The following is a 12,465-nucleotide window of genomic DNA, read 5'->3' on the forward strand; positions in this document are numbered from 1 at the left end:
ATTCATTACAATTGTAGATAGTACCGGAAAGGAGAATTGTTTATGACAAAAATATTTGCTGTTGATGATTCCGCATCAATCAGGCTTTATATGGATAAATCTCTCAGGGAAATGGGATATGCCGTTGAACTGGCAGAAGATGGAGATGTAGCTCTCGACAGGCTCAAAGAACACACGGACCCCATTGATGTTTTTGTCATCGATGTGGTTATGAGAAAAATGGACGGAATTACCCTGATCAGGCATATAAGGGAAATAGAGCGTTTTAAAGATACTCCGGTTATCGTATTAACCAATCTGAATGATGAGTCTATGATCGAAACAGCCAAATCATCGGGAGCCAATTGCTGGGTTTCCAAACCTTTTGAAGCCGAAAAAGTCGCCGAAGTGATTGAATCGCTGGTGCAGTAGGGGCATATGCGGAAAATTTTCAACAACCAGTACGGCAGAGATGTCATGACCATTATGCCCGGAGAGTTTTATATCAGTACCGGGAAAGAACTCATTTCTACTTTGCTGGGATCCTGTATCGCCGTCTGTCTGTATGAAAGCGAGGCTGTCATGGGGGGGATGAACCATTTTCTTCTTCCCGAATACTCCGGAAAAGTCAGTGACCTGTACTCTTCGGCCCGGTATGGTGTTTCGGCAATGGAAATTCTCATCATGCAGATGCAGCTTAAAGGGGCTGATAGAGACAGGATTCAGGCCAAGGTTTTCGGCGGAGGGAATGTTTTGTCTCTCTCCCAAAGTCCCGAGAGGGTAGGAGAGCGGAACATACGGTTTATCCATGACTATCTGAAAACCGAAGGTATAAAAATCGTCAGTGAGGATACGGGGGGCTATTTTTCACGGAAGGTTCTGTTCAATACGGAAGATTTTTCTATCCGTCTCAGCAAAGTCCCAGTCGATGCGACAATTGTCCATAACGAAGAGGATTATTTCAAAAGAATTACGAAAATGCAGGAAAAGACGGAAATCGTGTATTTCTGAAAATATTAATTTATTGATGTATGATAGCTTGATGACGACCGGATCGATGCTTGACAGATTGGGAATCAGACTGTGATCGATCAGCTGTAGCATCCCTTCGTAAATCATGGCGGGGACGAAATCCCCTCCCGGGAAAGCCAGGTCATACCGGACTCCGGCTTTGAGTTCGGCCATCATGGTTTCGATGGAATCGTATTCCTCGAAATTGAGTTTGATTCCCCTCTCTTCTGGGAATTCCGCCCGGATATCTTCCGGAAGATAGGTGATCCAGTACATTCACTTCCGGCGGAACGTTCCGCTTCACGGCGCTGAAAATGTATAAGGGACAGGGTATACCAGACGACGTATCGCTCTTTCATCACTCTACCGCCTCTATGATATAGCCGTCATCGGCATCCCAGGACAGGTAGATCGGATCGTTCCATCCGATTTCCGGTCTCCTTTACAGAAAGCTTTCATGCTGTTTGAAAACTTTGAATGACAGATCGGTCTGATCGTCTGGATGAACGAAAAACTTTGACTGAAACCCCGAGTAGATGGATTCGTAAGTCATGCCGCGGAAGACGTTATTTGTGGGCGGCAGATTGGCCGGCTTTTTGTGTTCATGGCCTGGAAATCCCCGAATGCTTTTGCCACATTTTCAATGCGGACCTCGCTACCTTTCAATCACAATCCTTTTCTGAACCTGCCGGATACAAAAGATTGGTATAACGGAGCCTGTCAAAACACCCTGCGGTTGAGGATGCAGATCCTGTCAGACAGGCATTTCTGCACTTCATCAATTAATCGAATAATAAGAAAAGGAAAAACGATATGGGAAACGACGGAGATCGCCTATTTCTGGCTGTAGAGGATAATTCTGTTCCTGCCTTCTTTTTTCGCTCTGTAAAGAGCCACATCGGCGCTGTGAATCAATTCTAGATCATCTTTCATCAGCCCGCTGAACTCGGCGATTCCGAAGCTGGCAGAAATTTTTACACTTCCCTCCCGAGTTTCAATGCTTCCCGAAGATATACAGCTTCTGACTTCATCTATCCATGAGAGAACGTCGTCGAGTGTCTCTCCCTGCAGAATGATCATGAACTCCTCGCCTCCGTACCGTCCGAAAAGCATATCTTTTTTCATCAATGAGGAAACAGTCTGCGAGACGTATTTGAGAACTCTGTCCCCGACGATATGGCCGTAGGTATCGTTTATGTTTTTGAAATGATCAAGATCAAACATGCATAGATATAAAGGCTCTGCGTTATCTCTCGCTTCACTCATCTTATCCTTGAGCGCCTGCAAAATGGATCTTCTGTTGAATACCTCCGTTAAGGCATCGATGTTGGTTATTTCTTCAAGGCTTTTATTAATCTTGATTAACTCATTCAGTTCCATTTTGTTTTTTGCCGATTCGGATACATCTTTGATGATAATGCAGATATAGACTTCATCAGTTCCGGGGTTATTGACGGGAATGAAGTCACAGTCCTGGAGCATAGTTCCGCCGGAAGGGAAATTAAAAAGAACAGGCCTCTGCTCCCACGATACCTTCGATATGTTCCGAAGCTGCCTGACTCCTCTGAATTTGACATTGAGCCAAGTGCGGGGCAGGTCCGGAAAAACTTCAAACAAGTCTTCTCCTCTGACAGAGGCCGGATCTTTCTGGCAGTGTCTTGAAACAAAATCATTCCAGATGACTATTTTGTCGTGATTGTCGATCAGTATCATCCCGAAATCGATCCTGTTGAATATTTCGGATATGAGTCCGAATCCTATCTGAGACATTATAAACTCTCTTCCAGCACTTTCCTGAGAGCCTTTCTCAGGTTGGGCAGAGACGCCGGATCGAAGAGAATGAACATATCGCACTGAAAATTAACTTTATCAATAAGGAAATCGATTTTCGAACAGAGAATGTCCTCGTAATAGCTGTCGCCGGTTTCCATTGCCCTATAGGCGAATTTTCTGAGAGAATCATCTGAGGCGATTATTTCCAGGGGATCATAGGACGTAGGACTCGAGTAGAACTGTTTCAGGAGATTGGAGAGGCAGGATCCCATCAATTGGCCTGAAAGCTCCATGAGAAAATCGGATATCATTTCCGAATCGGCATCCTCTTCGGAGAGCCCCAGAAGCGGCAGAACCGATTCCCGGGTTTTCTTATTGAGCAATATAATCCCCTCTCCTTTGATTATCCCGTTGTTGTTGAACAACTGCCTGATAGCTATGATTTCCTCGTCCTCTGAGAAAATGCTGTTTTTCAAAATGGTTTCCGGAAGTTCCTCGACAGATTCGATATTGATTACCGGAACCTTTAACTTTACAAAATAATTAAACAGGGAAGCCAGTTCCGAAGCGGATAGACCCATGGCAACATTGACCAGTTCCCGAAGGAGATCCAGTTCTTCGGAAGGCAGTTTCGAGTCACTCATATTATTTTTAACTCCTCCATCAGGGAATTCAGGTTTTCCGCGCTTACCGGTTTTCTCATAAAATCCAGCACTCCTCTGTCTTTTACCTTTCTGACGGCTTCGCTCTGGATATCCGCGGAGATGACAACGATCGGGAAATGCATTCCCTCTTTTTCAAGCTCATCGAGAAGTTCATACCCGTCCATCTCCGGCATTGTCAGATCGAGAAACATCAAATCGGGTATCCTCTTTTTCAGAACGCTCAGGGCTTCCTTTCCATTTCCCGCCTGCCTGATTTCGACTTCCTTATCTTTCAGATAGGAGTTCAGAGATTTGATCAGAACCTTTCTGGCGAACTCTGAATCATCTACTATGAGAATATTTGCTGCCATGATTACCTCTTTTCCGTCAACCTGTATCTTAATTATAGTATGACGGAGCTATAGTTCAATATACAATCGGGTTTTGATGAACCTTCGGCGAAGGGAGAGGGGGATGAGGGCAATCAGAGTCAATCTCTGACTTTTGCAACAGCCCCCAGAGGGGCTGTTTAAGTTTTTAAAATTATAAATCCAGTATCATATCTCCGATATAAAAGGGAATGAGAAAGGGATAATCCACATAGGATGACCGGGCTGCGTAACCCTTTTCCTGTTTCTCATAGACTTCCAGAGTATGAATGCCCGACGGCGTCGTCACTTTAACGGTTGCCTGCGGCTCACCATTCGGTTCTACTGCCAGGAAGCCCGTATTTTTCAACATCCCCAGAGTTTTCATATGGTTGTCCATTTCCGGAGAATTTTCCATAACCTCTCCGTCGCGGCTCCATCCGGGTGTTTCCGTTACGGCCGTTTTGGTAAACAGAACCGTTTCACCATCCTTCGTCAGTTCTACAGCACCGGCTTCATCGGCATTGAAATTCATAACCTGGCGATCCCGCCATTTGTCTGTATTCAGGGAGAAAACTGATTGAAGATTTCCCCTGACCGAATAGATTCCCTTGCGGTCGGGAAGGCGGATATAGGTGTATATGGATGTTGATGAGGTTTTGCCGATCATGAAGTCCCGTACTTTTCCGTCCATGGTGGAAACCTGGACAGATATGGCATTTTCATCATCAAGCTTATACCGCGCGTAGTCGTCCCTTGGACTGATCAGGTCGACAATAGCCAGATTGACTGATTCAGAAACGACGCGATCGGCTTCGCTGGCCGAGGCTCTGTATCCCTGAGGCGCAAGAATCCATTGATCCCCCTCTTTCTTAAGTTCGATAGAACCTTCCGGGCCGTTCATGGATATGGCAATAACGGCTTCATTTTCCACCTGTGAGAATTCGGGAATCTCATAGTTCATTCTGGAGTCGCTGCGGAGAAGCAGGTACAGAACAGAAAGAACGATAATTACCGCCGCGGCAATATATTCTTTTTTAATCTTCATTCTTATGCCTCCTCGCTGAACATGGCCGCTATTTTGCGTTTCCGTCCGTTCCAGTAGAACCACATGACCATACCAGTCAGGATAACCAGGACGGGCAGGAATAGGATATTCAAACCTTTCAGGAAAGCTTTGGTCGCATTGTCCACTTCTTCAAGAGGATTGTATCCCTGTCCCTTGGACCGCATGATGGCGTAGTCTTCCCGGCCGTTGAGATAATCCACCATATTCTGAATCATCATGGAGTTGGGAGAAGCTCCCGACGGATCGATGACATTATCGGCCAGCAAAGCGGAACTTCCGGTTACGAAAATGCGGCCGCTCTGAGAAGTGGGAACAAATCCCTGTTCTCCCCTTATATCTGGGCTGCTGATTGACAAGGCAGAACCGTCGGCTTCTTCTCCTTCCTCCGGCATCGGAGGTTCCGGCAGGGCTTTGCCATCGAAATAGCTGGTCAGGCTGCCTTCGAGCAGTACCGCCAGATCTGACTTCTGCCGGTCCGTCATGGCCGGGGGGTAGATGGTCGTGGGATTGTAGAGATTGATATTCTCGCTCACGTTCCATGATTTTTCCGATGAGGTAAACAGAACAGTGGCATTGGCGCCGCTTCCCTCTTCCAGTGTGATGTTAAGCGGAGAGACTCCCAGAACGATGAGGCCCTTGATATTTTTCATAAAGGGCAGATTGTTGTTGATATACTCCATGGCGATTTTCGGTGCAAAATAGATCGGAGTCTCCTGGACTCCGCCGTAATTATCCCGCTGTTGCTGGACAAAACAGTTTTCATCCATAACATAGGATTTATCCACTTCCACGCCGTAATGGCTTAGAAGTTTTTCCAGACCCGTGTCGAGGGGGATGTACTGGGGCATCTGTCCGTACATCATTTCCTGCTGGGAGGGGATGATCTCGTTGTGGCTGTCCAGAAAGAAAGCAACCGAACCGCCTTTCATAATGAACTGATCCAGCTGGAAGAGCTCCCAATCGCTGAAATTCTCTTTCGGCCCGTTGATGACCAGAGTTTTCACGTCGGCGGGTATGCTGTCCAAAGTGACACTCTTTACTGTGTAATCTCCCGATACCAGCTGGTTAAAATTGGCCGCTGCCGTTACCTGCTGCTGGGCATAGGGGTTGGAGTAGAGAGGCGGAGTTCCGTGATCGCTCAGATATCCTATGCTCTGGTTGACGCCGATCAGCCTTTCCACGATACCGCTAATGGAATCTTCCAGATCGTCGACGGCCGTCATGGAATAGCCGAAAAGGCTCTGATTAAGCAGGTTTATACCCACCGCCTCATTTCCGTAACGGATGACAACGCCGGCATAAGCTATTGTCGTGACCGGAGAGTCCTGGCTGCCCGATCTCAGACTGATGGTGTTGAGTCCGTAGCTCTTCAGCTCTCCGGCGGGGAGTCTGGAGGGATCGGTTTCTCCGAATTCCAGCCGTCCGAAATTCTCGCTGTTCATCCGGTTCACAAGGCTCTTCAGCTGATCCCCGTAATTTTCCAGATCACTGCTCAGTCCCAGAAGTGCCGGGGATAGGAGCAGATCGATTTTCACATTCTCCTCCATGCTCAGCATAGTGCTGGTTTTCCGGCTGATTTTATTGATGATCGATGTGATTCTGTATTCCAGATTTGTCTCGTTGGCAAGGGCGGGGATGGTTTCCACCAGGTCGCCCTGAACCAGAACCATTCCCATATAAGCGGTCTGAAGCTTTACCTCGTCCTGTTCCACATTCTGAATCTGAATGGCCGGTATATTGTAGTCCTCCGCCATGGCTCTGAGGTTCTGGCCTTTCTCATTGGTGGCCGTTCCCTCCTGATTCAGCAGGTAGAGGCTGTAGTTGAAGTTCCTGTTCCCCTCAAGGGCGTATTCTTCCAGAAGGTCGCGCATCTGCTGTTCCAGGTTGTTGTAGGGCTGAGGCAGATTTTCAGAAAGAAAGACTCTTATGGTCAGCGGTTCTTCAAGGGAGGAAACCAGGTTTCTGCTGGCAGCCGAAAGGGAATAGGTTTTATTTTCCGTAAGGTCCAGGCGGAAGAAAAGAGTTCCCGAAACGAGGTTGATAAGAACCACTACCGCTGTAAATAAAAGAAATCTGAACCATTTTTCTCTGTTTCCGTATTTCATACTCATCTCCTACTTCTTCTCCATGTTGACCAGATAGCTGCTGTAGAGAGCTATGAAAATAACCGACAGGAAGTAAATGATATCCCGCGAATCGATAACCCCTTTGGCAATGGACTCGAAGTGATATCCCGTTCCCAGGTACTGGAAAAAGCCGACCAGGAAGCCGGGAACCAGGATCAGCATATTGCCGATGACCGTCAGAAAGAAGCTTATGGATACGCTGATGATAAAGGCGACGATCTGATTATGGGTGAGAGAGGAGGCGAAGATGCCGATGGCCGTGAAGGCTCCCGACAGGAGAAAGGCTCCCAGATAACCGCCAAGTACAGGCCCCCAGTCCAGAGCGCCGATTGTGCTGATGGATATGGCGTAGATGAGTGTCGGCGCCATCATAACCAGCGTCAGCAGATGGGCTGCCAGGAATTTTCCCGCGACAATCTCTTTTTTATCGAGAGGGAGAGTGGCCAGAATCTCGAAAGACCCGCTTCTGTACTCCTCTGCGAATACCCTCATGGTAACCGCGGGAATGGTAAAGGCGAGGATGAGAGGGAGGAGATTGAAGAAATCCCGCATGTCCGCCCGTCCCGCCAGGAAAAAGGTGGAAAAGAAAAACCACCCGGTAATAACCAGAAAAATGGTCATGATGATATAAGCGATGGGAGAAAAGAAATAGGACCGGAACTCCCTTTTGAAAACAGTGAGAATCGATTTTGCCGACATTATTTTCCCTCCGAAGTGAGTATTCTGAAGATATTTTCCAGTGATTTTTTCTCCTGGAGCAGTTCCAGCATAACCCAGTCGCGGTTCTTAACCGTCAGGTAAACTTCCGCTCTCAGGTCGCGGACCGCATCGAGGCTGAAATCAAGCTGTCCCTCTCTTTCCGTGCAGTTCACAGCTGTTACGCCTTCGATTTCCGAGAGAGCTTTTTCCGCATCATCACGTTTTGCATCGCGGAGAGAAAGGCTTATCTTCTGTTCCGCCCGGGCCGAGGATTTCAGTTCATCCATGGTGCCGTCGGCGGCGATTTTCCCTTTGTTGACAATGACGATCCTGTCGCATGTCGCTTCGGCTTCCGAAAGAATGTGGGTGGAGAAGATGACAGTCTTCTCTTTCCCGATTTCCTTGATGATGGATCGGATTTCAGCGATCTGGTTCGGATCGAGTCCCGAAGTGGGTTCGTCCAGGACGAGGATTCTCGGATCGCTCATCATGGCGAGCGCCAGACCGACCCTCTGCTTGTATCCTTTGGAAAGACTGGATACGGATTTGTGCATGACATCGCGGATGCCGCAGAGTCCCGAGAGGTCTTTCAGTCTCGCGGTTTTAACGCTTTTATCTATTCCCCGTACCTGGGCGATATAATCCAGATAATCGTAAACGAGCATATCCGGGTAGATGGGGGATGATTCGGGCAGATAGCCGATCAGTTTTTTCGCTTCGATTGGATCTTTGCGGACGTCGATTCCGTTTACAAAAATGGTGCCTTCCGAGGGGGGCAGATATCCCGTCAGTATCCTCAGCGTCGTTGATTTTCCCGCGCCGTTGGGACCCAGAAGGCCCATAATCTGTCCCTCGGGAATATCGAGTGACATGTCCTTAACAGCACAGACGTCATCGTAGTACTTGGTCAGTTCCTGAATGCTGATCATGGGTTCTCCTTTAATATTCCGCGAGCCCTTTTCTCTCTGTCCTCAGATGAAGGCTTCGAAAGAGAAGGGCTCCCGCTTTTTTCAGGTGATTTTTCATTATGATAACAAAAAAAACGGGGTATTGTTACAAAAAAAAACTTAAGGGATCAAATAAGATTTCCTTATCCGTTGTATAATTCCTATGAGGTTTTCAGTGGCTGTAATAATGTGGATTCTCAATCTCTTTTCTCTCTTCTCCTGTTTCGGAGCTATCATCGTGCTCATTTTTCTGGCGGTTAGGAGCCGGGAAGCGAAGTTCTGGATGCTGCTTGCCATTATCGCCATTTATGTCATCAGTTACGCTTCGGGCATGGCAGCCCTGATTATCCGGTACGGATTTACCATTCCGGAAGTCTTTATCGGGGATGTCATTCCCGAAAATCCTCACTGGGGTTATTATCTTTCTTCTGTGCTCAGTCTTATTCAGGCGGGGCTGATTATTGCCGCAACCGCGCGATTCTTTTCGATTCCTCTGAAACTGTCGCTTTTCGTTTTCATCCCTTTTTCTCTTGCCGCTTATTTCATTCCCGATTTTCTTCTGCTCATTAATCCGGGTTTTGTTACAAGGCATGGCTATTCCTTTATTATAATAAGACTCTTTTTCGGGTACAGCCTGATGGAACACGCCGTCATCGTAGCTCTGGTGCGTCATAGAATCTGGAAAACTTCGCGGTGGAACTGGCTTTTTGTTCTCTTACTGTTTTTTGCTTTCCTTGTAATCCCCTCCATGTTCGTTGAAGACTTGATGATGATTTTCCGGGGAATGCTCGTCTATAACATTTTCGAAGCCACAGGGTTTTTTCTGCTTATGACAACGGTGATGATCGGCGGTATTCTCGGACTTTCCGGTGCTGCGAAAATCGGCGGTGAAAAAATGTCTCTTCTCGATATTTCCCGCACATACGGTTTAACGGAAAGAGAAATGGAAGTCCTGAAGGAACTGGTTGCCTCATCGAGTGCCAGCTATAAGGATATTGCCGCGAAACTGAACATCTCTCCCGAAACAGTTAAGACCCATGTCTCCCGGATTTACAGAAAGCTCGGCGTCTCGGCCAAACAGGAATTGAAGTACAAAATCAGCGATATTCAGGGCTGAAACAGCCTCATCCCCCGAAAATCCCCCGATAAAGGGCCTCTATATCCCCCGACAGGTGATTTCTTCCGCCTCATTTTCCCTCTATCTTTTCAGTATCGATACCTGAGAAGGAGTGAAAAATGAAAAAAATATCAATGAGAATACTAATGGCAGCACTGGTAATTGTGTTGTTTATATCCTGCGGAAAAACACAAATACCTGAAGGATTGTCTATGAATGAGTGGACCGGGGCTTATCTTGAGCAGACTGTAAAAGAGAAGAAGATGAAAGGCGGTATCAGCGCCATGATCTATAAAGAGGGGGAAATCCTTTTCAGCAGCGGTTCGGGCTGGGCGGACAGCAGCACCGGTTGGATCGTCGATGGACGGACACCTATGCCTGTCGGCTCCATATCCAAGATTTTCACATCGGTTGCCCTGATGACTCTGGTGGAGGAAGGCCGTGTCAATCTGGACGATCCCGTCGGGACCTATCTGCCGAGACTCAAACTGGAAGGGGGACGTGAAATGGATGTGACCGTCCGCGATCTGCTGACCCATCACAGCGGTATTCCCGGCGATCTGTTCGCTGACTGGTTTGACAAGCCGATCGATCATATTTATGAGCTGATGAACGGACGGCCGCTCATGGCGGAACCGGGAACTCTGTTCTCCTATGCGAATACGGGATTCACATTACTGGGGCTGATCATTGAAGAGGTTACAGGGCTGTCTTTCGAGAGCTATGTCGGGCAGGCTGTTTTCGGGCCTGCGGAAATGGAGCATAGTTATGTTCACAGCGCAGATGCGGCCCTTGCCGGAGAGAGACTTCCCGCGGGTTATTTCCGGAAGAGCGAAATCCCTGTACCGAAACTGCGCGATTACCCCGCCGGAGGTTTTATCGTACCTGCAGATGATATGGGGAAATTCATAAGGGCTTTGTACCGGGATCACAGCCTCGTGAGCCGGGAAACTCTTTCGCTCATGCTGACGCCGCAGAATGAGGCTAATCCGGTAGACCGCGATTTCAATATCGGTCTGGGGTTCTGGCTTATCGATCCCATGGGAACGGGAGAGTTGATGGCATCCCACGGAGGGGATCTTCCTCCCTATCACGCTTTACTGGTTACTCTGCCGGAAAAAGAACTGGCCGTATTTGTGGCTTCCAATGATAACGGCAGCGGAGGAACTATCGCCATGGAAGCGGGACTGGCTATCGCAAAAGAGCTTGTCTCCAGAGAAAATTTGGGGGATAACAGGATAAATCCCTCTGAAACCGTCGCTCTCTCAGAAGAGGACATGGCCCCCTATGAAGGCCTTTACGGGACTATGGCCGGGCTGATCGAACTCAAGCCGGGCCATGGTTATATGAAAATGAAACTGGGAAACATCCCCCTTGTCCTCAGAAAGCTGGAGAGCGGATACTACAGCGCAGAGCTGCGGCCTCTCAATCTCTTTACCATTCCCGTGCCCCAGCTTGCGGGACTGCAGATCGATCTCTATGAAGCGGAAGGAAAGCCGTGGCTGGGGTTATGGATGCATGGCGTTTATATGGGGGCGGGAAGCATGCTGGAACCGGTCGCCTACGGCGATGAGTACAGGAAGCTTGTCGGCGATTATGCCGATCCCCAGGGAACGAATATCCTCGCAGACGGGTCTTATGTGATAAGCGGAATCTCCATAGCTGAAAAGAGCGGCAGGTATGTTATGCGGGTCACCCTTCTCGGGCAGAAAATTGAAATGGCCCTGAGGCCCGACGGGGAAGGCCGGGCCGTGACCGATGGCGCGGGAAGGGGAATGGGGGATCTCGTTCTCTACCGGTTTAATGATGAGGGGAATCCCGTTCTGTCCTGGAGCGGATTTGAACTTAAACGCTGAATTCAGGCGGGTACTCTACAGGGGTAAAACCCATTCGATAGGCTGACCAATTTTGCCATCAGCTATGGCTTGGTCAGTCGAAAATCATATGGTAAAAACGGTCGATCTGAGCTTCCAGTTGTTCGATGGAAACATATCTCGCTTCCCGGATGGATTCCTTTCCGTCTATATAGAGGATGATTCCGGGAATGGTGAAGATGGAGAATTCTCCCGCTGATTCGGGGATGATATCCATGTTGACATAAGTTCCTTCAAGCTCGGGGTATTTACCGATTATCTCAAGCACTTTGATTTTGATAGCCGAACAAACACCGCAGGCGGGACGTGAGAGGTAAACCAGCCTCATTCTACCGGACTTGATGAATTCCTTAACATCCTCAAGATTATCAAATTCATGGAAACTGTTCATAGTTCTGCCCCCTGGCGGAAATTGGATAAAAAGAGTTCCCGACCCACATAGTTTGAATCCCCGGCAAATTCACCGTTAACATAGTAGCGGACATAGGGAACCTGATCGTTGTTGAAAATCGACTCTTTCACGTTCATAAAATCATGGAAATAAGGCTTTCTGTTATAAGATAAATAGTAGACTTTTACGCCTTCCTTTTCCATTTCCGCAAGCCACCGTTTCATAAAAAGCCACTGAGGACACCAGTCCTGGGTGAGGACTACGGCGACGAATTTTCCGCTGCTTATCAATTGAGCAGGTATTTCTCTATTCTGAATCAGGCTCATGGCCTGGGCATCGGTGATTTCTGTCATATGTCGTTAATATAAACACTATATAGATAAAAGGCAATGTTGTGTTTTCACTCCCCCGATGAAGCTGTTGAAATGGGGATGCCCCTCATATATAGTTAAATAAACGGAGCTTTA

General features: G+C 47.9%; 13 protein-coding genes. 4 read left to right on the forward strand and 9 right to left on the reverse strand.

Annotated elements, in window-relative coordinates:
- Positions 1–42 precede the first annotated feature (42 nt).
- Positions 43–411 carry a response regulator gene (locus HNR50_RS10905; RefSeq protein ID WP_184746798.1) on the forward strand — a complete coding sequence of 123 codons (369 nt, stop codon included), beginning with the start codon at positions 43–45 and terminating at the stop codon, positions 409–411.
- 6 nt (positions 412–417) lie between these two features.
- Entirely contained in the window at positions 418–990 is a 573-nt protein-coding gene (locus tag HNR50_RS10910) for a chemotaxis protein CheD (RefSeq protein ID WP_184746799.1), read from the forward strand.
- 834 nt (positions 991–1,824) lie between these two features.
- Here HNR50_RS10910 and HNR50_RS10915 read toward each other — a convergent pair.
- The 7 genes from HNR50_RS10915 to HNR50_RS10945 all read right to left on the reverse strand — a co-directional run bounded on the left by HNR50_RS10915 (position 1,825) and on the right by HNR50_RS10945 (position 8,598).
- Positions 1,825–2,760 carry a sensor domain-containing diguanylate cyclase gene (locus HNR50_RS10915; protein ID WP_184746800.1) on the reverse strand — a complete coding sequence of 312 codons (936 nt, stop codon included), beginning with the start codon at positions 2,758–2,760 and terminating at the stop codon, positions 1,825–1,827.
- A complete protein-coding gene (locus tag HNR50_RS10920; RefSeq protein WP_184746801.1) occupies positions 2,760–3,407 on the reverse strand; it encodes a hypothetical protein in 648 nt (215 codons plus the stop codon). Before HNR50_RS10920 ends, HNR50_RS10915 begins: the two co-directional genes overlap by 1 nt.
- Positions 3,404–3,778, reverse strand: coding sequence for a response regulator (locus tag HNR50_RS10925; RefSeq protein ID WP_184746802.1), 375 nt, complete (start codon positions 3,776–3,778; stop codon positions 3,404–3,406). The genes HNR50_RS10920 and HNR50_RS10925 overlap by 4 nt, the downstream gene beginning before the upstream one ends.
- A gap of 172 nt (positions 3,779–3,950) precedes the next feature.
- On the reverse strand, positions 3,951–4,823 hold the full coding sequence (locus HNR50_RS10930; RefSeq protein ID WP_184746803.1) for a DUF4340 domain-containing protein: 873 nt from the start codon (positions 4,821–4,823) through the stop codon (positions 3,951–3,953).
- A 2-nt stretch (positions 4,824–4,825) separates the two neighbouring features.
- Complete coding sequence (locus HNR50_RS10935; RefSeq protein WP_184746804.1) at positions 4,826–6,949, reverse strand: Gldg family protein; 2,124 nt, start codon at positions 6,947–6,949, stop codon at positions 4,826–4,828.
- Positions 6,950–6,958: 9 nt separating this feature from the next.
- Positions 6,959–7,669: an ABC transporter permease subunit gene (locus HNR50_RS10940; protein ID WP_184746805.1), complete on the reverse strand. Its 711-nt coding sequence runs from the start codon at positions 7,667–7,669 to the stop codon at positions 6,959–6,961.
- The gene (locus tag HNR50_RS10945; protein WP_184746806.1) at positions 7,669–8,598 is read right to left on the reverse strand and encodes an ABC transporter ATP-binding protein; all 930 of its coding nucleotides are present in this window, start codon (positions 8,596–8,598) and stop codon (positions 7,669–7,671) included. Before HNR50_RS10945 ends, HNR50_RS10940 begins: the two co-directional genes overlap by 1 nt.
- 193 nt (positions 8,599–8,791) lie before the next feature.
- Here HNR50_RS10945 and HNR50_RS22730 point away from each other — a divergent pair, with 193 nt between their 5' ends.
- Positions 8,792–9,733 (forward strand): LuxR C-terminal-related transcriptional regulator, encoded by a 942-nt coding sequence (locus HNR50_RS22730; protein ID WP_184746807.1) that lies wholly within the window; start codon positions 8,792–8,794, stop codon positions 9,731–9,733.
- Positions 9,734–9,852: 119 nt separating this feature from the next.
- A complete protein-coding gene (locus HNR50_RS10955; protein WP_184746808.1) occupies positions 9,853–11,589 on the forward strand; it encodes a serine hydrolase domain-containing protein in 1,737 nt (578 codons plus the stop codon).
- A 73-nt stretch (positions 11,590–11,662) separates the two neighbouring features.
- Here the strand turns inward: HNR50_RS10955 and HNR50_RS10960 are convergent, their stop codons facing one another.
- Both HNR50_RS10960 and HNR50_RS10965 read right to left on the reverse strand, forming a co-directional pair.
- Positions 11,663–11,998, reverse strand: a complete 336-nt coding sequence (locus HNR50_RS10960) for a thioredoxin family protein (RefSeq protein WP_184746809.1) — start codon at positions 11,996–11,998, stop codon at positions 11,663–11,665.
- Positions 11,995–12,351, reverse strand: coding sequence for a P-loop NTPase family protein (locus HNR50_RS10965; protein ID WP_184746810.1), 357 nt, complete (start codon positions 12,349–12,351; stop codon positions 11,995–11,997). The genes HNR50_RS10960 and HNR50_RS10965 overlap by 4 nt, the downstream gene beginning before the upstream one ends.
- Between the last annotated feature and the right edge of the window lie 114 nt (positions 12,352–12,465).

Source organism: Spirochaeta isovalerica (assembly GCF_014207565.1).
Lineage (GTDB): Bacteria > Spirochaetota > Spirochaetia > DSM-2461 > DSM-2461 > Spirochaeta_F > Spirochaeta_F isovalerica.

Excerpts from the sequence above, each read along its gene's own strand:
- HNR50_RS10935 (WP_184746804.1), bottom strand. The coding sequence starts at position 6,949 with ATGAAATACGGAAACAGAGAAAAATGGTTCAGATTTCTTTTATTTACA.
- HNR50_RS10955 (WP_184746808.1), top strand. The coding sequence starts at position 9,853 with ATGAAAAAAATATCAATGAGAATACTAATGGCAGCACTGGTAATTGTG.
- HNR50_RS10910 (WP_184746799.1), top strand. The coding sequence starts at position 418 with ATGCGGAAAATTTTCAACAACCAGTACGGCAGAGATGTCATGACCATT.
- HNR50_RS10920 (WP_184746801.1), bottom strand. The coding sequence starts at position 3,407 with ATGAGTGACTCGAAACTGCCTTCCGAAGAACTGGATCTCCTTCGGGAA.
- HNR50_RS10965 (WP_184746810.1), bottom strand. The coding sequence starts at position 12,351 with ATGACAGAAATCACCGATGCCCAGGCCATGAGCCTGATTCAGAATAGA.
- HNR50_RS10945 (WP_184746806.1), bottom strand. The coding sequence starts at position 8,598 with ATGATCAGCATTCAGGAACTGACCAAGTACTACGATGACGTCTGTGCT.
- HNR50_RS10925 (WP_184746802.1), bottom strand. The coding sequence starts at position 3,778 with ATGGCAGCAAATATTCTCATAGTAGATGATTCAGAGTTCGCCAGAAAG.
- HNR50_RS10905 (WP_184746798.1), top strand. The coding sequence starts at position 43 with ATGACAAAAATATTTGCTGTTGATGATTCCGCATCAATCAGGCTTTAT.
- HNR50_RS10930 (WP_184746803.1), bottom strand. The coding sequence starts at position 4,823 with ATGAAGATTAAAAAAGAATATATTGCCGCGGCGGTAATTATCGTTCTT.
- HNR50_RS10960 (WP_184746809.1), bottom strand. The coding sequence starts at position 11,998 with ATGAACAGTTTCCATGAATTTGATAATCTTGAGGATGTTAAGGAATTC.
- HNR50_RS10940 (WP_184746805.1), bottom strand. The coding sequence starts at position 7,669 with ATGTCGGCAAAATCGATTCTCACTGTTTTCAAAAGGGAGTTCCGGTCC.
- HNR50_RS10915 (WP_184746800.1), bottom strand. The coding sequence starts at position 2,760 with ATGTCTCAGATAGGATTCGGACTCATATCCGAAATATTCAACAGGATC.